Annotated in this window: 20 protein-coding genes; 15 read left to right on the top strand and 5 right to left on the bottom strand. The window is 48.0% G+C overall.

Features of this window, described 5'->3' with window-relative positions:
* Nucleotides 1-55 precede the first annotated feature (55 nt).
* On the bottom strand, nt 56-2,770 hold the full coding sequence (acnA, locus tag OM416_RS29520) for an aconitate hydratase AcnA (RefSeq protein WP_264935485.1): 2,715 nt from the start codon (nt 2,768-2,770) through the stop codon (nt 56-58).
* 383 nt (nt 2,771-3,153) lie between these two features.
* Between acnA and OM416_RS29515 the strand changes: the two genes are divergently transcribed.
* From OM416_RS29515 to OM416_RS29445, 15 genes are all read left to right on the top strand, one after another.
* Entirely contained in the window at nt 3,154-4,152 is a 999-nt protein-coding gene (locus tag OM416_RS29515) for an amidase domain-containing protein (RefSeq protein ID WP_413775842.1), read from the top strand.
* Between the two features lie 137 nt (nt 4,153-4,289).
* Complete coding sequence (locus OM416_RS29510; protein ID WP_062837612.1) at nt 4,290-5,390, top strand: D-alanine--D-alanine ligase; 1,101 nt, start codon at nt 4,290-4,292, stop codon at nt 5,388-5,390.
* 30 nt (nt 5,391-5,420) lie between these two features.
* Nucleotides 5,421-5,744 (top strand): hypothetical protein, encoded by a 324-nt coding sequence (locus OM416_RS29505; RefSeq protein WP_062837611.1) that lies wholly within the window; start codon nt 5,421-5,423, stop codon nt 5,742-5,744.
* Nucleotides 5,745-5,901: 157 nt separating this feature from the next.
* Nucleotides 5,902-6,903 (top strand): UV DNA damage repair endonuclease UvsE, encoded by a 1,002-nt coding sequence (gene uvsE, locus OM416_RS29500; protein ID WP_264935484.1) that lies wholly within the window; start codon nt 5,902-5,904, stop codon nt 6,901-6,903.
* Between the two features lie 107 nt (nt 6,904-7,010).
* Nucleotides 7,011-7,874 carry an inositol monophosphatase family protein gene (locus OM416_RS29495; protein WP_413775841.1) on the top strand — a complete coding sequence of 288 codons (864 nt, stop codon included), beginning with the start codon at nt 7,011-7,013 and terminating at the stop codon, nt 7,872-7,874.
* A gap of 225 nt (nt 7,875-8,099) precedes the next feature.
* Entirely contained in the window at nt 8,100-8,375 is a 276-nt protein-coding gene (locus tag OM416_RS29490; protein ID WP_264935482.1) for a hypothetical protein, read from the top strand.
* Between the two features lie 215 nt (nt 8,376-8,590).
* Nucleotides 8,591-9,913, top strand: a complete 1,323-nt coding sequence (locus tag OM416_RS29485) for a stalk domain-containing protein (protein ID WP_264935481.1) — start codon at nt 8,591-8,593, stop codon at nt 9,911-9,913.
* Nucleotides 9,914-10,208: 295 nt separating this feature from the next.
* Nucleotides 10,209-12,695 (top strand): S-layer homology domain-containing protein, encoded by a 2,487-nt coding sequence (locus tag OM416_RS29480; RefSeq protein WP_264935480.1) that lies wholly within the window; start codon nt 10,209-10,211, stop codon nt 12,693-12,695.
* 267 nt (nt 12,696-12,962) lie between these two features.
* Complete coding sequence (locus OM416_RS29475) at nt 12,963-14,750, top strand: sensor histidine kinase (RefSeq protein WP_264935478.1); 1,788 nt, start codon at nt 12,963-12,965, stop codon at nt 14,748-14,750.
* Nucleotides 14,725-16,278 (top strand): response regulator transcription factor, encoded by a 1,554-nt coding sequence (locus OM416_RS29470; RefSeq protein ID WP_264935476.1) that lies wholly within the window; start codon nt 14,725-14,727, stop codon nt 16,276-16,278. Before OM416_RS29475 ends, OM416_RS29470 begins: the two co-directional genes overlap by 26 nt.
* A 221-nt stretch (nt 16,279-16,499) precedes the next feature.
* Complete coding sequence (locus OM416_RS29465) at nt 16,500-17,783, top strand: ABC transporter substrate-binding protein (RefSeq protein WP_264935474.1); 1,284 nt, start codon at nt 16,500-16,502, stop codon at nt 17,781-17,783.
* Between the two features lie 141 nt (nt 17,784-17,924).
* Entirely contained in the window at nt 17,925-18,827 is a 903-nt protein-coding gene (locus tag OM416_RS29460; protein WP_264935472.1) for a carbohydrate ABC transporter permease, read from the top strand.
* A gap of 2 nt (nt 18,828-18,829) precedes the next feature.
* A complete protein-coding gene (locus OM416_RS29455; protein ID WP_076333843.1) occupies nt 18,830-19,669 on the top strand; it encodes a carbohydrate ABC transporter permease in 840 nt (279 codons plus the stop codon).
* A 103-nt stretch (nt 19,670-19,772) separates the two neighbouring features.
* Nucleotides 19,773-20,981 (top strand): rhamnogalacturonan acetylesterase, encoded by a 1,209-nt coding sequence (locus tag OM416_RS29450; protein WP_413775843.1) that lies wholly within the window; start codon nt 19,773-19,775, stop codon nt 20,979-20,981.
* Between the two features lie 561 nt (nt 20,982-21,542).
* Nucleotides 21,543-21,959 (top strand): sensory rhodopsin transducer, encoded by a 417-nt coding sequence (locus OM416_RS29445; RefSeq protein ID WP_264935468.1) that lies wholly within the window; start codon nt 21,543-21,545, stop codon nt 21,957-21,959.
* Nucleotides 21,960-22,028: 69 nt separating this feature from the next.
* Here the strand turns inward: OM416_RS29445 and OM416_RS29440 are convergent, their stop codons facing one another.
* The 4 genes from OM416_RS29440 to OM416_RS29425 all read right to left on the bottom strand — a co-directional run bounded on the left by OM416_RS29440 (nt 22,029) and on the right by OM416_RS29425 (nt 26,831).
* Nucleotides 22,029-23,225: a Ger(x)C family spore germination protein gene (locus OM416_RS29440; RefSeq protein ID WP_264935466.1), complete on the bottom strand. Its 1,197-nt coding sequence runs from the start codon at nt 23,223-23,225 to the stop codon at nt 22,029-22,031.
* Nucleotides 23,222-24,694, bottom strand: a complete 1,473-nt coding sequence (locus OM416_RS29435) for a spore germination protein (RefSeq protein WP_264935464.1) — start codon at nt 24,692-24,694, stop codon at nt 23,222-23,224. Before OM416_RS29435 ends, OM416_RS29440 begins: the two co-directional genes overlap by 4 nt.
* Nucleotides 24,675-25,781: a GerAB/ArcD/ProY family transporter gene (locus OM416_RS29430; RefSeq protein ID WP_264935463.1), complete on the bottom strand. Its 1,107-nt coding sequence runs from the start codon at nt 25,779-25,781 to the stop codon at nt 24,675-24,677. The genes OM416_RS29435 and OM416_RS29430 overlap by 20 nt, the downstream gene beginning before the upstream one ends.
* Nucleotides 25,782-25,895: 114 nt before the next feature.
* Nucleotides 25,896-26,831 (bottom strand): DMT family transporter, encoded by a 936-nt coding sequence (locus OM416_RS29425; protein WP_264935462.1) that lies wholly within the window; start codon nt 26,829-26,831, stop codon nt 25,896-25,898.
* Between the last annotated feature and the right edge of the window lie 122 nt (nt 26,832-26,953).

Raw genomic sequence — 26,953 nt, 5'->3', positions numbered from 1 at the left:
ATTGCACGTGGCAGGGAGCTTTTGTATAACTTCATCACATTAATGATTTATATCATTAAGCTTTTTTCATCATTTGACGCAATACAGTTTGCAGGATACCGCCGTTATGGTAGTAATCCACGTCAACCATGCTGTCCAGACGAGCGATAACAGGGAAGTCGAACTGTGTACCGTCTTCACGAGTTACGGTCACTTTCAACTCTTGTCCTGGCTTCACATCATTGCTGAGGCCAGTAATGTCATACGTTTCACGTCCGTTCAGGCCGAGGCTGGACCAGCCGTGACCTTCCTGGAATTGCAATGGCATTACGCCCATGCCGACCAGGTTACTACGGTGAATCCGCTCGAAACTTTCTGCGATAACGGCTTTGACGCCGAGCAGGAATGTTCCTTTTGCCGCCCAGTCACGGGAGCTTCCTGTACCATATTCTTTACCAGCGATGACGATCAGGTTCTGTCCTTCATCCTGATACTTCATGGAAGCATCGTAGATGGACATTTCTTCGTCCGTTGGCAGGTACTTCGTAATACCGCCCTCGGTGCCCGGAGCCACCTGGTTACGAATACGAATATTGGCAAATGTACCACGCATCATTACTTCATGGTTACCACGGCGTGAACCGTAGGAGTTGAAGTCTTTGCGCTCTACGCCATGCTCTTTCAGGTACAGTCCAGCCGGGCTGGATGCTGCAATATTACCTGCTGGAGAGATGTGGTCCGTTGTTACGGAATCCGCAAGCAATGCCATCACGCGTGCAGAACGGATATCTGCAATATCGTTCAACGTGTCGCCAAGCTCTTGGAAGAACGGAGGATTCTGAATGTACGTGGAATTCGGATCCCACTCGTACAATTCACCTTCCGGTACAGAGATTGCATTCCAACGCTCGTTAGCTGTAAATACGTTCTCGTACTTGTTGCGGAACATCTGAGCGTTCAGGGAACTAGCGATGGTATCCTTGATTTCCTCGGAAGTAGGCCAGAGGTCTTTCAGGAACACAGGCTCATTGTTCGTATCATAACCGATTGGATCGGTTTCAAAGTCAATATTCACGGTACCCGCAAGTGCATATGCCACAACGAGTGGTGGTGATGCCAGGTAGTTGGCTTTAACCTGTGCATGCACACGGCCTTCGAAGTTACGGTTACCGGACAATACAGCCGCTACGGTCATATCGTTCTCAGCAATAGCTTCGCTCACTTCGTCCGGCAGTGGGCCGGAGTTACCGATGCATGTTGCACAACCGTAGCCGGCAACGTTGAATCCGAGTTTGTCGAGGTACGTGATCAGGCCTGCTTTTTCCAGGTACTCGGTAACAACAAGGGAACCTGGTGTCAGACTGCTTTTCACATATCCTGGTTTGGTCAAGCCGCGTTCAACTGCTTTTTTCGCCAGCAGTCCCGCTCCGACCATAACACTTGGATTCGAGGTGTTCGTGCAACTTGTGATCGCTGCGATCACAACAGCGCCTGCTTTCAGTTCACTGCTGGAACCGTTCGGGTGCTTCACAGGTACGGTTTGTTCGATTTTCTCATCGCTCAGTCCGTAGCCGCCTTTATCTACAGGTGTGCGAATGATGCTGTTGAAGCTTTCTTTCATTTGTGTCAGCTCGATGCGATCCTGTGGACGTTTTGGTCCTGCAAGACTTGGTACAACAGAGCCAAGATCCAGTTCAATCACATCTGTGAATTCAGGATCAACGGTGCTGGAAGTACGGAACATGCCTTGAGCTTTGTAGTAAGCTTCAACCAATTCAACCTGTTCGTCAGGACGACCAGTGCTGCGCAGATAGTTCAACGTTTCACTATCGACAGGGAAGAAACCGATGGTAGCGCCGTACTCTGGTGCCATGTTGGCTACTGTTGCACGGTCAGCCAGACCGATGTTGGCAAGACCTGGTCCGTAGAACTCAACGAATTTACCAACAACGCCTTTTTTACGAAGCAATTGGGTAACGGTCAGTGCCAGATCCGTTGCTGTTGCGCCTTCACTCAGGCTGCCTGTCAGTTTGAAACCGATAACGTCCGGTGTTACAAAATAAAGCGGTTGACCCAGCATGCCTGCTTCAGCCTCGATTCCACCAACACCCCAACCAACAACGCCAAGACCGTTGATCATGGTGGTGTGGGAGTCTGTACCTACGAGGGAATCCGGGAATACAACGGTCTCGCCGTCCACCGTTTTCGTTGCTGCCACGGAAGCCAGATACTCCAGGTTAACCTGGTGAACGATACCTGTGGATGGTGGAACAGCACGGAAGTTGTTGAATGCCGTTTGTGCCCAACGCAAGAAGCGGTAACGCTCTTCATTACGCTCGAACTCGACTTGGATATTGTAATCAAGTGCATCGTTGGTGCCGAAAGCATCAACCATAACGGAGTGGTCGATAACGAGATCGACGGGTACGAGCGGGTTGATCTGTTTCGGGTCGCCGCCTGCTTTTTTCACAGTATCACGCATTGCAGCGAGGTCAACGACAACCGGTACCCCGGTGAAATCCTGCAGAACGATACGTGCAGGGATGAATGGAATTTCCTTGTTATTGTCACGGCCATCTGCCCAGCCGGTCAGTTGTTTTACGTGTTCTTCGGTAATGGCACGTCCGTCGAATTGACGAATTGCTGCTTCAAGCAACACTTTAATGGAGAAAGGGAGCCTGGAAAGATCGCCGTGGCCGCCTTCCTGAAGAGCATCGAGACTGTAGTAGCGGTAAGACTTGCCTCCAACCTCAAGACTGCGAGCGGCGGAGAAATGATTCTTTGCTGACATACATGTACCTCCTTGGGATGTGTCGGTGAGATGAAGAAAACGTTCATTTAGGTGAAGAACAGGCCTTCATCGTTCCGTGTTCTCGTTCGTTAGTTTCATCAGGTGAAACGTAATTTCATAATCATAACTTTAGTTTTAAGTATACCGTTTTCACCTCCGTACGTAAAGGGCTTTTTACCTGTTCAATCAAGCTTTTGAACCAATGAAGGCGTTTTCGTGAAGCGAGGAGGAATAAGATATATCATGCACCTGTATTTGCCGAATTTAGAGTCTTCATCCCGAGCTGTGTACATACAACCGAAGACCCTCTCATATGAATAGTAGGAGTTTATATATGCAATGAGATATCCCAGACATTACTCATGCCAAAGGGGGACATAGGCTTGGAACGGGAATGGAAGAGTGCCTTATATACTTACGTGAACCAGTACAATCGCTGTGAGATCGACTACCGTCCACAGACCAGCGAACGGATCGTTACTGATCCTGACTTCGTGGTGGAACGGGGAGAGCGTATGGCAAGGCTGGACGAATGGTACCGTAAGCGGCGCGCCGTGCCTCTTCGCAGCGAGACTAGCGCCAAGCTTGTGCGTACGCTTATGGATGGACAGGAAGAAGCGGTGGTGGATGTACAATTGTACAGCAGGCTATTCTACGAAAAGAGCGGGATCACCCATCGGGAGGACCGAATTGAGCGAGAGCGGCTAACCTTTCTGCGGCAGAGTGGTGGATGGATCATTGGACGGGTTGAGCGGGAAGTACCAGAGCATCGCCCCGTTGGGGAAGGGCGTCCTTTTCAACAGGCCGATTTTGTACAGGCGATGAATCGGCCACTATTGAATCGGGAAGTTTTGGGTCAAGGCAGAAGCTCGAGGCAGCAAGCTTATCGCAGAGATTTGGCGGTTGCCTATGCGGATCGATGGTGGAATGCGGGGAATCCGGCATTTGAGGAATTTGATGTGGATTGCACCAATTACGTGTCCCAATGTATCTTTGCAGGGGGCGCACCCATCCACTATACTGGTAGAAGAGAAGCTGGCTGGTGGTATAAAGGGTATATGAACGGCTCCGAAATGTGGAGTTACAGCTGGGCGGTTTCCAATAGTCTGGAGCGTTATTTATCAGGCAGCAGCTGGGGTCTGACTGCGACAGTCGTAGATCGTCCGGAGCAACTGATGCTGGGAGATGTTATTCTCTATGATTGGGATGGAGATGGACGATATCAGCATAGCACCGTTGTAACCGCATTTGATGCGGGCGGTATGCCGCTTGTTAATGCACATACGGTTAGCAGCCGTCACCGATATTGGGATTACCGGGATTCTTACGCTTGGACGGAGCGGACGGTATACCGGCTTTTTCATATTGCAGATGAGTTTTAATGACGAAAGATTTTCGGGATGCGGTGACGCAGACATCCAGTTCCGTGTAAAATAAGACCATGTAACGCAAGCAGAATAACAAGGGTGCTGAGCATGCAAGGATGACAGCATCAGGCACAGATAATCGGAGGTTACGCATGAGTATGGATAAATTAAAAGTAGGCGTCGTGTACGGCGGAAAATCGGGCGAGCACGAGGTGTCGCTGCAGACGGCGTTTGCTGTAACAAACGCATTTGATTATGAGAAGTATGAACTGGTTCCTTTTTATATCTCCAAGCAGGGGACGTGGAAAAAAGGACCTGTCATGCATGCGCCGTTCGCGCAGATTGAAGATCTGAAGCTGGAGCAATCGGCAGGCGGAACTCAGGATGCGCTGAACGCACTGTTTGGCCGTTTGTATGGCGGAGCGGAAGCGCTGGACGTCATGTTCCCTCTGCTGCATGGTACGTTTGGTGAAGATGGCACCATTCAGGGCATGTTCGAGATGGCGGATATGCCATATGTAGGTGCAGGTGTACTCGCTTCAGCTGGTGGCATGGACAAAGTGGTCATGAAGAAGCTGTTCGCACAGGCTGGCATTGACCAATGTGCCTTTACGTATTTTAACGCTACACAATGGAAGCAGACGGAGCACGAAATGATCGTACAGGTCGAAGATCAGCTGGGGTATCCTTGTTTTATCAAACCGGCAAATCTGGGCTCCAGCGTAGGCATCTCCAAAGCGCGTAACCGCGATGAGTTGAAAACAGCTGTCGAGTTCGCACTTCGGTACGACACGAAGGTCGTCATTGAGGAGTTCGTTGAAGCACGCGAGGTTGAGGTTAGCGTCCTCGGCAATGACGAGCCTATGGCTTCCGTTCCTGGGGAGATTGTATCCTCCGGTGAATACTACGACTATGCAGCCAAGTATATTGATGGTCAATCCCAGATGCTGATTCCAGCTCCACTAGACCCTGAGGCAGCAGATCGCATTCGCGAAGCAGCGTTACAGGCGTTCCGTGCGATTGAAGGTAACGGTATTTCCCGTGCAGACTTCTTCATTCGGAAAACGGATGGCGCATTACTTATTAATGAAGTCAACACCATGCCTGGGTTCACACCGTACAGCATGTATCCACTTTTGTGGCGTGAGACCGGTGTTTCGTATGCCGAGCTACTGGATCGCATGATTGAGCTGGCACTGGAGCGTTACAACCGCAAGCAGGCACTGAATTACGAGAACGGCGTACAGGCGTAGACGAAAACGACAAGATCAGGAGGGGTATGCATGGGATTTCAGACTGAATTCAATTCCGTATGCAAATTCAAGAGTGAGCAGGAGCTGTTCGAACTGCTTGAATACGGTCGCGGCAAAATGGTTAAACAGGGCTTCCGGGTATTTCCTACCGGTCAGAAAGTCATTGCTTATACACCGGATAACGTGGCTGTAGCCATCGTGAAGATCGTGGTTTCCATTGCAGAGATCAACTTCCAGGGGCAAGAGGTAACCGAAGTGGAGATGCAACTGATCCGTAAATTGACGGAGGAAGAATCACGTATCCAGACCGCACTTGCGGATGAGATGTTCTTTGGAGAGCAGGCACAGGAATAGTTGTTATGATTGTGAGTGTGGGGCGGAAGGACTGATTTGCCAGAATACGATTATGGTCACTCTTTTAGGGTAAAACTTGGTTATATACAGTGACGGTACATCCTGACGGCTGAATATGCCGTGCGGGTTATCCGCCCTAACAGAGAGGAAGAAATTCATGCTCGTACGTTTTGGTTATGTGGCAATGTCCGTGCTTGTTGAGAATGCCTCACCTTCCCGGACCATGACCATGTCCAGTTTCAACAAAATCGATGACAGGGAAGCAGCCATCCGCAAGCTCGAACGGATTGCAGCCGAGAACCTGCACAATACATTACGTTTGCTCAGGCACAACAAAGGCAGCCATATTCATGTATATCGCTTCTCTTCCAAATTGATTCCACTGGCGACACACGAGGACTTGAATGACTGGGACCCGTTCCCGGCACTGAAGCAGGACTTTGCGGCCATTGGTGATTTTGTGAAGGCAAATCATATGCGTGTGTCCTTTCATCCGGATCATTTTACTGTACTTAGTACTCCCCGCGAGCAAGTTTTGCACAACTCGATTCGCGACCTTCGTCATCATGTTCGGATGCTGGATGCTATGGGGCTGAATGCCACTGCCAAGAACAATATACATATTGGTGGTGCGTACGGGGACAAGCCTTCGGCGGCGCTTCGTTTTGAAGAAAACTTTTTGAAGCTGGATCGGGATATTCAGGAGCGACTGACACTCGAAAATGATGACAAAACGTTCAATGCGGCCGAGACACTAGCCGTGTGCCAGCGCTTGGGATTGCCCATGGTGCTAGATATTCATCACCAGTGGGTCAATAATGAGGGAGAACAGCCATGGGATCTGTGGCCTGATATCCTGAAGACCTGGCAGTCACCGCTCGCGCAGGCAGATTCACCAGCTGATCAGCCATTGCCACCCAAAATCCATGTGTCCAGTCCGAAGAGCGAGAAGGATTTGCGAGGTCATGCTGATGGTGTAGAAGTAGAGCCTGTGCTCGACTTCTTGCGTCATATCGCAGCAGATACCCCAAGGATTGACGTGATGATCGAGGCCAAACGCAAAGATGAGGCACTTGTGCAACTGATGCAGAAGCTGGCATTCTATCACGAAGAGGGTGTGGAGTGGGTGGACGAGTCTACCGTCATCATTCATCCTTAGAGCCAAAAGGGGCCTGGGCAACGAGAAACTTTACGACCTGTGGGGCGTATACTTTTAACAAGTATTTCAACTTTTCGTAGATTGATATAGAAAGTAGAGTGAACGCTTTGAATGAGAAGGAAAAGATACCTTATGTCGTGACAAGCAAAAGCTATACTGCCGTTGCCATTAATGCAGCTTCCAAAGCTGGCGAATGGATCAAAAGCCGTCTTGGGACGGTAGCTGAACTTGGCACCAAATATTCACCCCAGGATCTGGTGACCGAAGTGGATAAAGGAGCGGAGCAGATGATCCGCCGCCTGATTCTCACGCATTTTCCCCACCATGCCATTCTGGGTGAAGAAGGCGTCGAACCGGGACCGGAAGCATCGGCAAAAGCACTGAAAGAAGCAGAGGAAGAAGAGTTCCTCTGGATTGTTGATCCGGTGGATGGAACGACGAACTTTGTACACGGATTCCCGTTTTATTCGGTGTCCATCGCATTGGCTCACAATGGTGAAGTCATTGTCGGCGTAATATACGACCCTTCCCGTGATGAACTGTTTGTTGCGGAAAAAGGGAAAGGAGCTTACGTCCACGGAAACCGGATGCTTGTATCTGGTGAAAAGGAACTGGCTCAGAGCCTGATTGCGGTTGGATTCCCGGCAGACACAACCTTTGCGTTGCCACTGAACATGGCCGCTGTGCAGGCTCTTGCTCCGCAAGTTCGTAACTTGCGTGCGGGCGGATCTGCGGCCCTTCATCTGGCGTATGTGGCCGCAGGACGTCTCAGCGCCTACACCGAAGTTGGACTGAAACCGTGGGATATAGCCGCAGGTGCGCTGCTGGTTGAAGAATCCGGCGGTAAGGTGACCGATACTATCGGAACGCCTTACCAACTGTCCGTGAATCATGTCGTTGCCAGCAATGGTAAAATCCATGATGCATTAACAGGTGTGTTGAAGGAAGCAAAGGCTACTGGGTTAGAGTGAGTTTATTCAACTCATCCATGCTTTACTTTTAATTGTACATTAACGGAGGGGGACAGAAAGCATCTGAAGAAACGAAGTGCTCGCCTTTATCACCTGATTTCTCCCTTGGAAAAGGGAATCAAAGAAATCTGGGGATAACAGCGATCGGAAGATGATTCTGTACACGAAGTGAAAGTACAATAGTATAGGTACGCATGTATGACTTTAATTAAAGGAGCGAAAACAATGGATGAATCCAAAGAACTGGAACGACGGCTCAGTGATATGCTGACGGAAGGGGACATGGAAGAGTCCGGCGACACCGATCAGCGGGAACGCCAGCTGATTCCTCCCAAATATGAAGTGCGGATTCAGACGGAACGTGATCCAATCGTCGAGGAAACGTTAAAGTACCGGAAGATGGCACGCGAAGTGGACGATCGTTATGATCGATATCTGGAGCGAGCTGCCGGGAACAAATCGGAGAGCGACACGGATCATTCGAATTCTGAAGACTCATAAGCCGCAATCTTAATTAATCACAGAACGTCATAGCTGAGCTTAACCAATAACAGGCTCCCCATCAGGGAGTCTGTTATTTCATGTGTGTTCTCAGCAGAGAGGACAACGCCTACTTTAAAATGATAGAATAGAGTAACACCAACCTATGTCATTGGAATGACCGATGTACTATACAATAGTGTAATTATAGATTAGAAGAAGGAGTGTTACCCCGAATGAAGCGTAAACGTATATGGGAAAATACAGCTGCTGGTTTAACAGCCAGCATGCTGGCAGGGATGCTGCTCTTCACGTCGTCTGCATTGCCTGCACACGCTGCAGACGTTAAGACTGGCGGATTGCCAGCAGGTACTAACGAGGCATCACTGACTGCCAAGAAAGACGCCGTAGCCGTAACGAAGGAGTTTCGCATTGTTACCTTGGGAGACTCCATAACCGTAGGTTATGAGCCCAACACCAAAGAGCTGCCTTATGGTTATGTAGAACGTCTGCAGGAGCAGGGTTTGCTGCATGGACGTACACAGGTGGACAACTACGGGATTGCTGGATTGAAAACCAGTGGCCTGAAAAACTTCACTACTGCAATTAAGGATGGCAAAACGCTGACTTCTGAAGCCATTCAACCAAGTCTTCCCGATCCAAGAGCGGGACAGATTGGAGCCAATACAGCTGCAATTCGCGAGAGTATAGCGCAGGCGAATCTGGTTGCAATCACCATCGGGGGAAATGATGTATCGGAGTTGCTTGGTACAGCAGACAAACTTAGTGATCAGGAACTGCAAGAGAAGGTAAAAGAATTACTCACCACATATACAGCCAATGTTAGTGCAACGATTAATGATATCCATGAGATTAACCCGACAGCTAAAATTGTCATCGCTGACCAGTATCAACCGATGCCAGAAGTAGCGGGCAAAGCTCTTTATGCCAAACTCATGGAGGCATCCCAAGGCTTCACACAAACCATTGATGGTATTGCAGCACAATTCTCGGCTCAGGGTACCGATGTCAAAGTGGCACACGTGGCTAAGGAATTTGTTGGCGGCGAGGGCACCATGACACATATGATCAAAAATCGTGATTTCCACCCGAATCAATTCGGATATGCAGCCATTGCCGAAGTATTTGCCAAAACGATCTGGGGTGACTTCACCAAGCTGACTGCACCTGCGACAGGTGAACCGATGAACATTATTGTGAGTGGCAAAACATTGAATACACCGTACAAACCGATTATCCGTAACGGCAAAAACTTTGTGGCAATCCAAGATATCGTGAACGCTGTCGGTGCTACTACGGTGTGGGATAACAAAACCTCAACTGCAACGATTACATACGGAGACCGGAAGGTTGCTGTAAAAATTGGTGCCAATGCTGTGCAGGTCAACGGAGCTTCCGTTACCGTGGATACACCTGCATTCCTGAATAAGGTAGGCAAAGAGTCCAAAACATATGTACCGCTTGCCATGGTAGCTGAAGGTCTTGGCTTTGACGTGCAATATATAGCGAAGTTGAAAACCGTTTTTGTTAATCCATAAGTTTCGAATACGAATGTAATGAAGAACAATCTGCTACGTATGTGCAGGTTGTTTTTTTTATGCATTTTTCTGAAAATTACCGAGTAAAATGGCCTGTGAAGATGGGAGGGCAAAAAGGATATCGGAAGTTTCTCTGACCGACTCAACGTGTTGTCCTTTTTGTTCAGAAGTTGTTCAGAGCGATCCTATAATGTAGGTAGTATAAGAGGAGGAAAAGCCTTATTATTGTGTAAAATCATAGTGTAGACATATTTGATGGGGTTACATGGAAAATTCACGAGAGAAGAGGGGAAACATGCGCGTTATTAAGAAATTGATGCTAAGCATGATGGCATTCATTCTGGTGTGTTTTACTTGGCCAGTTCTGCCCATACATGCGGCGGGACAAATGATGTTTGAAGGTGTACCTTCAGTTGAAATGCGTCCAGAAACAGAAGGCAACCAACTGGTAAAACCTGATGTAGCGAAGGTCGTTTGTTCAGATCCTACTACCGAAGCAAGTTCACCAAGTTGTCCAGTAATTAAGTGGGGAGACCTTACGTATTGGATCTTTAGCGACATAAATAACGACATGTTGTTCTACGTTGCAGTGTATAACCAAAAGGGGACTTTGATTAATCATAAGGTCTTTTCAGGTGCACGTTATATTAAAGAAATTATTGTAGATGAAAATAATGGTTTGGTTATCTTAAAAGGGCAAGCTAATAACACCACACAAGTGACTTTTGAAGAGTTAAAAGAAATTACCTATACCCCAGGTGTAGATCTCAACGTTACTGACAATAAGGTTGGGATGAATGAAACAGTTAACTTGAATGTAACCATGAGGAGTCCTATAGAGGATTTGGACGGGGATATCGTGTTTAAATCAAGCGGCTCAACGTTGACACAGGTAGAACTTGCTAACTGCAAAGCGGAGTATTCATTGGACTCCTCTACTCTGGGACTCGGAGTGCATACATTTACAGCAGATTATATCCCAAAATCGGGCAGTGAGTTCAAAATGAATACATCCAAGCCGGTTACTATTGAGGTGGCATACAGGGTCAATTTTATGGATGGACAGGGTAACGTTTTTTCGAAAAATATCGTGAGGGATGGTGGACTCGCTCAAGAACCGAACCCAAGCCCAACGCGAGCAGGTCATACCTTTGTAGGCTGGTACACAGATCCGACAGATCCAGCAACCCAGTGGAACTTTGGGAGTAATACGGTGGCGGGCAATGTGACGTTGTACGCACACTGGACGGTGAACAATTACACCGTGACGTATGACGCGAACTACAGCGGAGCGGGAACCGCGACCACAGAGACAGTGGCGTATGGAGTGAAAGCGAGTGAGCCGAGCCCGACCCCAACGCGAGTAGGGTATACCTTGGCAGGATGGTACATAGCTCCGACAGATCCAACCACCAAATGGAACTTTGGAAGCGATGTGGTGGAGGGGGATGTAACGCTGTACGCACACTGGACAGTCAAAATTACGCCACAGCCACCAACTCCATCGTTACCTTCACCTTCTGTTCCATCATCACCCTCATCAACTCCGGTGGTTACTCCTGCGGATGGGCAACAGAGTCAATTCACCGTGTTGATTAACGGTAAAGAAGTATCCGCACGCAGAGTAGATGAGACGTCAGCTAATGGTCAGCCTGTCGTTCGTTTGATTTTAACGGCTCAAGGATTAACGGATGTGATGAACATGAACACTAACTCTTCGGAAGCGAGGATTGTCATCAACGGGTTAGGTACAGCGGTCAAGCTAGAGATTCCTGTGCAGCCGTTACAGTCAAAGGTTAAAGCTGATGCCAAGGCTAAACTCCAGATAACAGTGAATGGTAATCGTATATCTATTCCATTGAATAATCTGGCTGATCGGAAGTCAGACTCTGCGTTAACTGTTTCCATCATGGAAGGCTCCAAAGAGGCACAGGCACGTGTAGAACGTGTGGCGCAAACGATGGAAGCAAGGGTAGTATTGAAACAGCCAATCACGTTGTCTATCGATATCAATGGGCAAGATGCAGAGGATGGTTCGAACGATTACTTGCATAAGTCTATCCTGATCCCTGCTGGGCTTAACCCAAACCAGATCACAGTAGTTAGAATTGATACGAATGGGCAGCTTCATTTCGTACCTGCTGTTTTTACAGCCACACAAGCTGAGATATTGTCTACTCAGGGCGGTGATTATACGATTATCAGTATGAATAAGGTATTCAACGATGTGCAGCAACACTGGGCTGGAGAAGATATTCAGCAGATGGCCAACAAGCTGATTGTTGATGGGCGGCCTGATGGAAGCTTTGCACCTGAACAACCGATTACTCGTGCTGAATTCACAGCCATGCTTGTACGTGCCATGGGATTATCCGGAGGTAGCGTAAAAACCGAATTGCCTTCCGCTTTTAATGATGTGGATTCGGAACAGTGGTATGCCAATGCACTCATAACTGCAGGAAGTAAGGGGTTGGTTAATGGTTTCGCAGATGGGTCATTCCACCCGGATGGTCAGATTACTCGGGAGCAGATGGCTACGATGCTGGATAGGGCATTGAACTTGATGAAACTTCCTAATGACCAACTGACAGGTGCTGCTCCTTCATTTACAGATGCATCGAATATCTCGAACTGGTCTTCTGACGCCGTAGCTCGACTGGTAGAAACAGGGATCGTCATGGGAATGAACGGGGGAACCTTCGCGCCTCAGGAGAATGCAACGCGAGCACAGAGTACGGTGATGTTGATGAGACTTATGCGCTTTGCTCAACTAATCAATTAATGATTAGCCAAGTTAACGATTACTTGTGAAAAAATAAAACCCAGGTTTAATTGAGAAAGCAAAAAGCAGTCTGCTCTTTGAATGAGTAGGCTGCTTTTTGCTTTCTCAAGATACATTTTCAACTGTATACCTTCTCTAGTGACCTAAAATGTTGCATAAATATATCTTGTCAGATGACCATGGATGTGTAAATATGAAAATAACTTACAATAAAACCACTGACCCATAGCATCACAGCACCCTTCGCAAGCCAAAGGAGCGCTTAGAATGAGCAAAATTAAGAACGCTTTCACAACACTGCCGATTCATCACAAAACGATTCTTCTCATCGGACTTTTGATGTTAATCAGCTTTACGTTTTATGCGTCTGTACTTCGATATGTGTTCAGTATCTATGACCGTCAGATCTATGAGAAATCCTCGCAAGTCCTCAATATGTCTTCGGTAGGCATTGAGAATCAACTGCGTGAAATTTCCAATCTTTCCTTCAAGGTGATGTCAGACGAGCCGCTTCAGCAATATCTGCTCCAACTGAAAAAGGTCGAAACGGGTTACGAGAAAAATGGATTGCGCAAAAAGATTACCAACAGGTTAGTCGCTTACGCGGGTTCCGAAAAGTACGTCTATTCCATGCTATTTATCGATAATGATAATAACGTTATGGCCGCAGGCAATCGGGAGGGAATTTCAGAGTCGAAGCAAAAGGAATTGGTTGCACTGGGACAGCAATATTCCGGCTCCAATGCCTGGCACACCAGCGGGGATAAACAGTCCCGACTCTTGTCCGTCCGACAGGTGAAATCTTTTATAGGCGGGGCATTTACATTGGAAGACCTCGGCACACTGATTATCCGCGTACGTCTGGACCGAATTGTACAGGATCAGATGCAAGAACCGGCTGAGGACTCTCAACTACTGATTACCGATGGAAGAGAAGTGATCTATCCAACTGAATCGTCGGTCAGTGAAGCCGAGATTGAGTCTGAATTGAAGCGCACCCAGCCCTACGGAATTACCATGTTGGAGCAGGGAAGACATTTTGTTGCCCGTGCCCATTCTTCCTATACGGATTGGACCTATTTGTACACAACCCCGTTTGACCAGATGTTTAAACAGATCCAGTTTGTCAAGCAGTTGGTCACGATCATCTTCATTATGATTTTTCTCGCAGCGCTTATCATTGGAGCGAGATTCTCTCGCAGTATTACCCATCCGATTGCCCAGTTGATCAAAAAGATGCGTAATATCGAAAAAGGCGATCTGGATAAACTGGAGGAGGCAGCCCTCGGCAATGTCCCGATATCTCCACAGAATGAGGTTGGCCTGCTGCATCGTACATTCAAGATGATGCTTCAAAGAATACGTGAATTGATTGATGAGAATTATGCGAAGCAACTGGTGATTCGTGAGACTGAATTGAAAGCGCTTCAGGCTCAGATTAATCCACATTTTCTATACAACACGCTTGAATCGATTAACTGGCTGGCCAAAGTACAGAAGCAACGTCAGATCTCGGAAATGGTGGAGGCACTCGGATTTCTGCTACGAAGCTCCGTGAACATGTCCGAGAAGTGGATCACGCTGGAAAGAGAGTTGGACATTGTCCGCAGTTACGTGACGATTCAGCGCACTCGTTTTGAGGAAAGACTGGATTTCGATATGGAGATTGCCCCAGAGGTAGGGACGGCCCGGATACCGAAGTTAACATTACAGCCTCTGGTGGAGAACGCTATACATTATGCACTCGAACCAAGTATTGACCCCTGCCGGATTCGAATCCGAGCGAGAGCAGAGGGAGATAAGGTGATTATTGAAGTCGAGGATGATGGTCCTGGGATGACACCGGAATTCCTGGAACAGTTACATGAAGGACGTATTCAGACAAGAGGACAGGGCATTGGGTTATCTAACATCCAGGAACGAATCAGACTGACCTTCGGTGATGAAGGTGGAATGGTGATGAGCAGCAAGCCCGGATCAGGAACTGTAGTATCGATCAGCATACCTTGGATTAGAGAGGACGATGACGATGTACAAAGTGATGCTCGTAGATGATGAACGTGTCATTCTGGAGGGGATTTCCCAGGTGGTCGATTGGGCCGCGGCAGGTACGGAATTGGTGGATACGGCGAGGAACGGGATCGAAGCATTGGACAAAATCGGACAGTCTAGACCCGATATTATCATTACGGATATTTCCATGCCAGGTCTGGATGGTCTCGGGCTCATAGAGAAGGCATCCGAAGCATATCCGGGAGTACGCTTCATTATGTTATCCGGCTATAAGGAGTTCGAATATGCCCGCAGAGCGATGCAATATGGTGTGAAGCATTATTTGCTCAAGCCCTGCAATGAGAATCAGATCCATGATGCGTTAACTGAACTGTTGCAGGAACATCAGGATGCCCAAGTGAAGGAGAATGTTGCTGGTGAAATGAAACAGCGGCTACAACGGGTGCTTCCGCATGTGAAGGAGCAATTTCTGCTGGAGTTCATGACCAACCGAACCTATGGGCCAGTTGATTTGGAGTATTATCAGGAGCTATTCGATCTGGAGCTTGAAGAGAACGCGGTTCGGTTACTGCTGTTCCGAATTGTGGATGAACATGATTACAGTCACTTATTTGCGATCAAAAACATTGCCAGTGACCTGCTCCCACATGTACTGTTAAGCACAACCATCGAAGGCAAACTCTTGATTCTGCTCGCGGATTCTGCTGATCCGGCTGGACTGAGGGAGAGCATTGAAGAAGTTCGGGCTGCGTTTACCCGACTATATAAATTGGAAGTGACGGCTGCGCTTAGTGAAGCGGATCGAATGATCCAGTCCCGGCGGTTGTTTCGTGAGGCATCGCAGTATCTGAACCATCGCTTCTTTATCGGTGAAGGTAAGCTGATCACGAAGAATGATCTGGTACTGGCCGGAGAATGCGACGGGGTGCATGTAGAGCAGGATGCCGAGCAACTGTGTCAGTTGATCAAATCGGGCAATACCGAGGAAACAGCGGCAGAGGTAGATCGTCTGTTTGATCTATTATCGCGTCAGCAGCTGGAAATCGAGGTGACTCGCTCTTACGTAGTGCAACTCTACTCGGCGATGGTTCATGTCTGTCCACCTGAGGAGGCAACGGAATTCACCCAGCGTATGGCAGAACTGCCGCATATCGATACGTTATCCGGTTTGAAATCTTTTGTTGCAAGCAGTACAGCCCGATTAACTTCCGGTTATTACAAAAACCATATCAGCCGCCAGTCTTCAGCTGTTGAGAAGATGATGGATATCGTGGATCGTCATTTTGGAGAGGCGGATCTTTCACTCAATGGAGTCGCCCATCAGATGCTCTATATGAATCCGGATTACCTGGGCAAGATTTTCAAAAAAGTCACAGGCGAGAATTTTTCCAACTACGTGAATCGCCTGCGCATTGAACGTGCATGTGACCATATTCGCAGAGGCGGGGATGTGAAAGTATTCGAGCTTGCTGAATTGTTCGGATTCGGTGGGAATTCACAATATTTCAGTCAGGTGTTCAAAAAGTGGACTGGTATGACACCTACGGAATTCCGTAGGATCGGCATATAACAATGGACTACCAATCATGTGATTCATGTCTGGGGAGGACGAACAGCGCCGAGAGGGGGACTGTTGTCCTCCTCTGTTTTTTGAACCAACAAGACGGTTTTGTGTATTCAACTATGGTCGTACATTTGCGAAAATGACATTAACAAGTTTGTGAAAGCGTTATCAGAAACGAGAGGATAACTCCTTCACACAACCATATCAACATAAAAGGGGAGATTGGCATGGTGAAAAAGGCAATATTCCTGATGATGGCTGCATTGCTCGTTTTTACAGCGGCGTGTAGTTCAGGTGGAGGAAACGAACAGGGTTCTTCGGATGGATCGGTTACCTTGCGGATCGCTTGGTGGGGCTCCGATGCACGACATGAATATACACAGAAGGTCATCGACCTGTACAAATCGAAAAACCCGAATGTCAAAATCGACGTGGAATATGCTTCATTTGATGACTACTGGAAAAAGCTCGCACCACAAGCAGCAGCAAATCAGTTGCCTGACATCGTTCAGATGGATATTTCCTACATCAGCCAATATGCACAGAATGGTCAGCTTGAGGATCTTGCACCATATCTGGGTAACCAGATCAAAGTGGACGATGTGTCCGAGAATGTTATCAGCACAGGTGTAATTAACGGTAAACAATACGGTGTACCTGCCGGTGTTAACGTTTTGGGCTTCCAATATGATCCGGCATTGCTTAAAACAGCAGGTGTGGATGCAATCCCTGACAATATGACTTGGGAATCGTACGAAGCACTGGGTAAACAAACCGCAGATAAAGGCCTGTATTTGGATGGAGGGGTAGCTCCGGATATTTTCTTCCACTACTTCCTGCGTACCAAAGGATTGTCGCTATACAATGCAGAAGGAACAGGGCTTGGCTATGATGATGACCAGTTGTTTGTGGAGTTCTTCGGACTTATGCGCCGCATGATCGAGCAGGGCGCAGCACCTACACCGGACGTAGCTAACCAAACCAAAGGTATTATTGAGGAATCGGATCTGGTGAAGGAAAAAGGAATTGGCGTGTGGCAATGGTCCAACCAGTTCGTAGCCTTGCAACAGGTAGCGAACCGTCCACTCGATATCGCGCCAATGCCAGGACCGGATATGGAAAAAGGACTTTATATGCAACCAAGTATGTACTGGGGTGTAACGTCAAACTCCAAAGTGAAGGAAGAAGCGGCTAAATTCATCGATTTCTGGGTGAATGACGTGGAAGCCAACAAACTGATCAAAGGTGAGCGTGGTGTACCAATCTCAGGAGCAATCAAAGAAGCCATCGCACCTGAGCTGAGTGATGCAACGAAACAGGTCTTTGAATTCGTAGCAGCCATGGAGCCTAAAGCTTCACCAATGAGCTCTCCGCCACCGGTTGGTTCACCTGAAGTAATCTCTTCTCTGGCAGATGTGGTTGAAGAGTTGAACTTTGGCAAAATTACACCCGAACAGGCAGCAGAAACATTCCGCAAGAACGCCGAATCTGTACTTGCGAACAATAAATAACAGTTGAATGATGGCTTGCTCGTCCCACTGCAGGGATGGTCGGGAATGGGGCTACTCGCGAATGCGAGGGCCTTTCCCCGTCCAGATAACCCGAAGCAAGGATTGAGGCAGCAGGCTGATCCATGAAGGAGGTACGTTCCATTGAGGCAGTATTCATCGCTACGTAGAAACTTAACCGGATATGCGTTTATAAGCCCGTTTATAATTGGCTTCCTGGGCTTTACGCTCATCCCCATGTTTGTTTCCCTGTACATGTCGTTCACGAGTTATAACTTGTTCACTTCTCCGCGGTGGATTGGGCTCGATAACTACACTAAAATGTTTTTTGATGACCCAAAATACTGGAATTCGGTCAAAGTCACGTTTCTGTATGTATTCATAGGGGTGCCGTTAAGGTTGATCTTTGCCCTCTTCGTAGCGATGGTCCTGAACACTGGCTCTCGTATGATTGGAACGTACCGGACACTGTATTACCTTCCATCCATTATCGGTGGTAGTGTGGCCGTATCCATTATGTGGCGTAACCTCTTCAGTAATGAGGGTGTTATCAACAGTGCTTTAACGGCAATTGGGATCGGGCCTATCAGCTGGTTTGGTGACCCGAATGCGTCCCTGGTTATGCTTATCTCACTGTCTGTGTGGCAGTTCGGTTCGTCCATGCTGATCTTCCTGGCTGGTCTCAAGAATATCCCCACGGAGATGTACGAGGCAGCAGGTGTAGATGGTGCGAATCCTGTTCGAAAATTTTTCAGCATTACCTTGCCGCTCCTTAGCCCGATCGTTCTATTCAATATGATTATGCAAACGATTGGTGCATTCATGACGTTCGTACCAGCCTACATTATCTCCAAAGGAGAAGGCGGTCCAATGGATGGTACCATGCTGTACTCTCTGTATCTGTTCCGTCAGGCATTTATGTTTAACAACATGGGTTATGCTTCGGCCATGGCCTGGATCATGCTTCTTATGATTGGTGGACTTACAGTAGCAGTATTCTTAACATCCAAGTACTGGGTGTTCTATGAATCTGAAGGAGGGAAGTAACGATGGTTTGGAGAAATGTAAAATGGCCCATTTATCACCTGTTCGTTGCAGCGCTTGCCCTCCTGATGTTGTATCCCGTACTTTGGATGCTCTTCAGTTCATTCAAGGAAAGCCGTACAATCTTCGTCACTGCGGATACCCTGTTCCCTACCGAGTGGATCTGGAGTAACTATGTGGATGGTTGGAAAGGAACCGCGGGAAGACCGTTCATGGATTACATCACCAATTCACTTGTTATCGTGGTTATTTCTACCATTGGTGCCGTGATATCATCATCGCTGATCGCTTTCGGTTTTGCCAGACTTAACTTCAAGGGACGCACATTCTGGTTCTCCTTGATGATGTTAACACTAATGTTGCCACATGACGTGGTATTAGTCCCTCAATACATTATCTTTACGAAGCTGGGCTGGTTAAATACCATTCTGCCAATCGTTGTCCCTACATTCTTCGGAATGCCGTTCTTCATCTTCCTGATGGTACAGTTCATTCGAACGATTCCGAAGGAGTTGGATGAGGCTGCAACCATCGACGGATGTAACAAGTTCAGATTGTACATTCAGATTATTATGCCACTGATCAAGTCTTCTCTGGCAACAGCAGCGATCTTCTCCTTCTACTGGAGATGGGAGGATCTGCTCGGTCCGGTATTGTACCTGAACTCGCCTGATAAATACACCGTGTCGATGGCATTGAAAATGTTCCTGGATAGCGAATCAGCTTCCAACTGGGGCGCGATGTTCGCCATGTCCATCGTCAGTCTGGTTCCGGTTGTAGCGGTGTTCTTCATCTTCCAGAAACAAATTGTTCAAGGGATGAGCACCAGTGGATTGAAAGGATAAGCAGGATTCACTGTATCATATCTTCGCCCGAATGAACGTTTACGAAAGTTAACCAAGGAGGTTATCGCTTTTGAATAAAGCTCAGGGTAGTCAGGCCGTTGCCATGGAGGCAGCGGCAGAGGGCCAGGCAGTGTCCGTGACCAGCTGGAAGTTTAACTTTGGACCGGACTCGGGAAGAGCAGATGAGACAGGGGATTATCTTAAAGTAACTGCAACAACCGCATATGAGGAACGTGGAGGATACGGATTCGAAGCAGGTTCTCTGGTGTATGAGAAACAACGCATCGGAGATGACGATGAGCCGAATTCCACGAGACAACATCATACCAATTCGGGGCAGACAACCATGTCTGCCCGATTGCGTTCAAGCTTCTGTATTCCACTCAAAGCATCTTTCATCGTGGATGTTCCCGATGGAACCTATCAAGTTTTACTTGTTGCAGGTGATCAATTGGCTGAGACAGTGACCCACGTGAAAGCGGGTGAAGGAAGGCTTGTACTGCCAACCATTCGTACACTTCCCGGGCAATTTGCAGAGGTGAGATTCTCGGTCGTTGTTCGCGGCGGCAGACTTCGTCTGTCATTTTCCGGTCCTGCACCGAGAATTAATGCTTTGGAGATTACTCTTGCGAATCAGACCATGACTGTATTTCTTGCCGGGGATTCAACCGTAACAGATCAACCGGAAAGTGGATATCCGTATTGTGGTTGGGGCCAGCTGTTGCCTGCGCAGTTCAAACATGATGTGGCAGTGGATAATCACGCCCAGTCAGGCCGCAGTTCCCGCAGTTTTATCAATGAAGGCAGACTCAGCGCCATTATGGAGCGAATCAAGCCGGAAGATTTTTTGTTTATTCAATTTGGACATAACGATGAGAAGCCGGACCCTGAACGTGGGACCGACCCATTCATAACATATAAGGAATATTTGAAAAAGTATATCGATGCTGCCCGCGAAGCCAAGGCTCGTCCAGTGCTCGTGACCCCAGTGCATCGGCGCTATTTCGCGGACGACGGTATATTGACCGATACGCACGGCGATTACATTATCGCCGTGCGTGAGCTGGCGGAAGAGGAAGATGTTCCGCTGATCGATCTGGCGGAGCGCAGCCGTCTTCTGTTCGAGCAGGCGGGCGTGGAAGGCAGTAAGGAAGACTTTATGTGGGGGCTGCCAGGAGAATATGTGGCCTTCCCGTCAGGCGTGGAGGATAACACACACTTTCAGGAACGCGGCGCCCGCCGCCTTGCCCAGCAAGTGGCAGAAGCCATCCGTGAGTTGCAATTACAACCGTTGCAGATGTATCTGCGGTAAGCTCATGTCCTTAATTATTAAGCAAGTTAAACAAAGTGACGAGCGAAACAAAGTTGCCCAGCGAGTAGCGGCGGCAATGATTTTTTAAAAAACAGGCGAGCGTAGCAGCGGAGGAGGGCGGAATCGGGTAGAGGGAGCGAAGCGTCCGCCTTTGGAGCGGGATTTCCCCTGCTGAGGGGGAATTGAATAGAAATCCCGAGCCAACAGCGGCCCGCAGCCCGATCCGCCCGCAGAAGCGTCTGCACCGCGAGTTATTCAGGGTTTAGAAGGTCTTAAAAGATGTAGCCAGTTAAACGAAGTAACGAGCCAGCAAAGTTGCCCAGCGAAAGAGCGAAGGCAATAATCTTTTAAAAAACAGGCGAGCGTAGCAGCGGAGGAGGGCGGAATCGGGTAGAGGGAGCGAAGCGTCCGCCTTTGGAGCGGGATTTCCCCTGCTATGGGGGAATGAATAGAAATCCCGAGCCAACAGCGGTCCACAGCCCGATCTGCCCGCCGAAGCGACTGCCCCGCGAGCACCCCCACGTTTTTAATCTAATTATTGCATGACGAAAGGAGCACCTTATGACACTTGAACCAAACCAAAAAGATGCTTCCGATTTCATCGGAGAGCACAAGGCGAAAGGCCATACCTATTGGGTCATCCCCGATGGCTACATCCCGCCGGAGAGCAGCGGCACACTGGAGAGTCATGAGAGCATCTGTGTACTCAATACGGGCACAGTGGATGCGGAGCTGCAGATCACGATTTTCTTTGAAGATCGAGAACCCTTGGAAGAGATTGTGGCTACAGTGCCCGGTCGAAGAACGAAGCATATTCGTACAGCATCGCTACACAGCGATGGTCAACATATTCCAGCAGGCGTACCTTATGCAATAACGGTATCCAGTAACGTTCCGGTCATTGTGCAGTACAGTCGTCTGGATACGACCCAGCCTGAATTGGCGTTAATGAGCGTAATTGCTTTTCCCATCGCATAGATGACAGTAGCTAATAAGAATGCAAATAGACGGTTCCAGCCCTGAGTGATAAGGGCAACGGAGCCGTCTTTACTTTTCTGAGGATGGATTGTATTTGTAGGTATTCGCATTAAGGATGTTCACTTGAACGTCCACGGTTCCGAGCTTGAACTGTTCTAGTGGGTTATCGCGGTTGTTGGCATGGTCACCCCATAACTTATAGTTGTATCGATACAAGTGTTCGACCAGACCATAGGTGTCGATTTTCATGGATTGTGTTTGTTGAAAGGTACTGCGAATCTCGCTCTGTATTTGCCGCTCCGCTTCTTGTTCCATTGTACGGACAGGCCGTGGTTTACCATGATCTTCAATGATAGTGCCCTTTACAGTCGTAGTCAGGTCAAACCGTACTCCATTCCCGTCCTTCCTGGCTCGCATGATCGTGCGTGGGTTGCGAAGCATAAGAGACAGACAGGGTACCTTTTCATTATCCTGATGAACGTATAGAGGATACTGATAGACTTTGTCATAGTTAACGTACCTTGCTCCAGTGGCCTTCTCGGCATCTACTTTCCCTTGATTTTGCCCACTGGTGATGACATAGAATCCATTCATCTGAACAAGTGAAGGCTTCTTATCCTGATAGGTCCATGTCCGATTAATATTGGTAACCGATGGGACAAGAATCGTCGAGGCAGGCTCGCGAAATCCATCCAGCAACTGATGCAACCGAATGGGTTCGAACGCAGAATATTGCCTGTACAGCTTCATGGGCTCAAACAATTCAATGGTCTGTGCCGACTGATTCAGGAGAGCGGAGGAAGAGAGCAGATCCTTCATATCGTCTTCTGTCCCATAGATCCAAGGGGTGTAACGAAGCTGGCCGGAATGCAGGAGGGTGTCGAAGATATCTTGTAGATGTCCATCCATTGCATTTTGGGTTAATACGATCGCTTTCACATGTGTCCACAAGGTCTGCTGCTGCGAGCTGCGATACAAGTCATTTACCGCCATATTTATGGTTGTGCCTTCACCCTGGCCGATCCAGATGTCACTTTCTTCCCTAGGCGTGGGCCCTTCCTGTTTGGCAATGCTCGAAAAATCAATCATTTGCGCATAGGCCACATAGTGGTCCTTCACATAATCAATGCCCAATGCCGTGATAAAGTTGATACTTTGCACTTCCTTCGAATCCCAACATCCTGACAATAGAAAGGTCAGCGTACAGGCGATCAGAGGGAGTCCAATTTTTTTGCTCCAACATATTACCGGTAGAAAGCACTTCATGAGTCTCCTCCTCTTCGAGTGGAGTCCTCCGTATGAAGGGACGCTGGCCGTTTTTTGCGACGTGTGGAAGGCAACATGGAAACTGAATGGGAGAAATCTCCCCGAATAAATGGGGACACGGGCGACAGATAGGACACACCATAACATTCCAGAGAAACCAGATGCACAATTAGCGCAAATAGCCCGATCATGAACCCGTATAATCCGAGAACGGAAGAGGCCAGAAGCATATAGATTCGAATCTGGGAGGTAACGCCGCTTAGAACGGAGTTCACCAGGATATAGCTGGAGATCACGGAGATCGCAACAGTCACAATAATGGTCGGAGATGTAATGCCTGCGCGGATGGCAGCGTCCCCGATAATTAGCCCTCCAACAACGCTGACTGTCTGACCTAAAGCCCTGGGGAGCCTGCGTCCCGCTTCGTTAAACAGTTCGAACATGAAGATCATCAGAAAAGCTTCCAGTGTAACCGGCATGGGCAGACCGATGCGAGTGCCTGCGATGGTTGCCAAGAGAGGTAGTGGAATCTGTTCCACATTGAAGCTGGTTAAACCAATAAAGAAGGCCGGAAAAAAACAGGCAATCAGCAATCCGGCAATGCGCAGAATCCGTTCAAAGGTGACGATAAAGAAAGGGGTACTTTCATCCTCCGGTGACTTGAGTTGGTTAAATAAGGTGGTGGGTGCGATTGTAGCGATCGGAGATCCATCAAACAAGACGGCAAAGCGCCCGTTAAGCAGAGAATCTACCACATAATCCGGACGTTCTGTGCTGTCCGTAAGCGGAAAAATACTTTTCATTTCACCCATGATACTTCTCTCCATAAGAGACGTTCCGATCACGCCATCAATGTCGATCTGATCCAGATTTTTACGGGCTTCGCTCAGAATGTCAGGGTTAATGATGTCATCAATGTACAATAACGCAATAGACGTTTGTGATCGTTTTCCTTTCACAAACTTTTCGTAACACATCGAGTCTGTCTTCATTCGTTTGCGGATCAGTGCGATATTGGTACTGAGTTCTTCGGTGAACCCGTCACGTGGTCCCTTCACGGAGGTTTCAATCGCCGATTCTTCCGGAGAACGGCCCGGGATTGAAGCGATATCCATGCTGTAGGCGGGGTCACCTTTACCGAAGAGCAGTATGAGCTGTCCACTGAACAAGAGTTGATTGATATCAGGTATATTTGTAATATCCTGAATTGGATTCAATACGAGCCTCAGTTCTGCAGGTAAGGGAATATTGACGTTTATTTCATTTTGTTCAAGACGAGGTACAATGAACTTGTTAATCTGCTGAATGTCGGTCAAACCTTCACAATATAACATGATAACAGGCACAATCGGATGATGATTACCAACGGAGTAGGATTGGACAACAACGTCGGCACAAGGCTGGAACATCTGCTGTAGTGAGATAAGCAGTGCTTCATGGGACTCTAGGTTAATCCGTGTGTGCTCCATGATGTTTCCTCCTCTGAGAGCGCGAACTGAACCAGGCAACAACCGTTGCGATGACGCCAAGGCTGCCCAGATATAACACATTCAACGGGAAAATATAATGTACCAGCATTAATTCAAAAGTAATATCATCCATAGGATATAACATCATCATAATGAACAAGACTGTTAGTGCCCCGCAGGCAGCTTGTCTTCTAATGGCGGTTTTAATATTCCAAATCTCAACCACAATATACATGGCGAGGGAAATCCGTGTAAAAGAGCCTGCTAGCCACTGGTAGATGGAAAAAAAGTCAGTCTGGGCAATGTATTTGCCCAAGGAAGCAATTCTCCACTCCTCATAAGCCGGATAACGCATCTTGGCTGCTTCAAACGGATCAAATTCAACAATCGCCCCAATTAATGGACCCAGTGTTAATCCAATCATGATGAATGCAAGTAGCAGGTACTGCCATAATCGAATACGAGAGCTCAGATGAGGCTGAATAAACCAGATGAACAGCAGTTCGAACATCCCGGCCAGACTATAGAGTGTACCTTCAAAAACGGGTGTCCATCCATGTTCAAGCACAGGCAACAATCGGCTGTAGTCCTTGTACTGTATATTTACAATTGCGACATAAAAGCCAAGCAGTACAACGACAGGCAACAGCAATCCTGCTGTGAAGGCCAGTGATCGCATGCCTTTATAGGCGGTATATCCACATACCGCCATCAAGGCTATACTTGTCGCAATGACTGGCGTGTCAGGCAAATAATTTGTTTTGGCCCATGTGGTTGTATCAAACAAGGTGAAATAGATGACAGATAAAAAGAAGAGGCTGTTGCCAATGCGGAACAGCATTCCGATTGGTTTGCCCAGATGTGTGGTCAGCCAATTATTTAGCGTTTGGTGCTGAAGGTGTCGGGAGACATAAGCAAGCATGAGGGTGAACAGCAGAAAAGGACCTGCAGACACCAGAATCGATATCCATGCATCCCGCTTGGCCGCAGCCAGCAGGGCAGGGATAATCAACACGTGACTGATCAGGCCCACGGTTAGCATAATGAGCATTAGAGCTTGCAAAAATGAAGGTTTAGTTGGTTTCATGCTGAGGGGAACCTCGCTCTCCCTTATGGTCTGTTCTCAGCAGTGTTAACGTGATCAAGTCTTCTCATACTGTTAGTAGAAATAACGAAACAAAGCAAATCTTTCCACAAAGGATTACGCTTTGATCCCACTGACCAGCCTATGTTTCCTGCCGCTCATATTGGTACCAAGCACACCGGCGATGATCAATAATGCTCCGATAAAGTGATAGCCACTAACAGGTTCATGCAGTATCCATGCACCCCCTACGATGGAGATGAGTGTGGACAGATTGCTGAATACACTCATTTGGGAAGCTTCCAGATGGGTCAGGGCATAGCTCGCGAGCAGTGTGGTGATCATGGTGGAGAGGATCGCCAGATAAGCGAGTGCACCGAGATAGGATGCATCCCCGAGTGGTTTGAGGTAGTCCATCATGGAACCGCTGGACGCATGCCGGATCAGGGAAGCGGCGTTAAATACAATACAGCCAACCATCAGTGTGACCCATGTTAATTCCATCGGTTTATACTTCTGGGCTAACGGTCTCGCAAGCACGCCATAACCTGCAAAACAGACTGTGGATAGCAGCAATAATGCAATACCCTTCAGGTTACCCACTGACATGACACTTCCTCGCATCATGAGAATAAAAACAACCCCAGCAACAGACAGCAGCAGGAACAGCTTCTGCGTGGTGGATGTGCGTTCCTTCAGGAAAACTGAAGCGAGAACGAGTGTGAATACAGGGGCCATGGCCTGAATAATACCGGCTTCCGATGAGTTGGAAGATACGAGCCCAAAGGCTTGAAAGGCAAAAAATAAGACGGGAGATAACAGTCCCAGTGGAATGATTCGCCACAGATCACGAAGGCTAAGTCGGATTTTAATCCAACCAAAAATGACAGGAATGCTGACAACGATCAGCGACAGGGCGAATCGGTGTGCAAGCACATCAATGGGATGTGCAACAGTGACAGTCATTTTAACAAATAAAAAAGATAGACCTATAATAGCCGCGTACAATACAGCTGCGATATAAGCGTATCCCCGAGTGCGTGCTGTGTTCATGAATGTTCCTCCGATGCAGTAGTTATATAGTGTGTATATCTTACGATTGTCCTAATACATATCAGGTTCGTAGGCGTGTGCTGCTGGCCTTATTCAATATACTGCCGGGTACTTCGTGCTAC

Source organism: Paenibacillus sp. LS1 (genome assembly GCF_026013365.1).
In the GTDB taxonomy this organism is placed as follows: Bacteria; Bacillota; Bacilli; order Paenibacillales; family Paenibacillaceae; genus Paenibacillus.
Note: the sequence above shows the minus strand (reverse complement) of the source record. Positions and strands in the feature narration are given on the sequence as shown.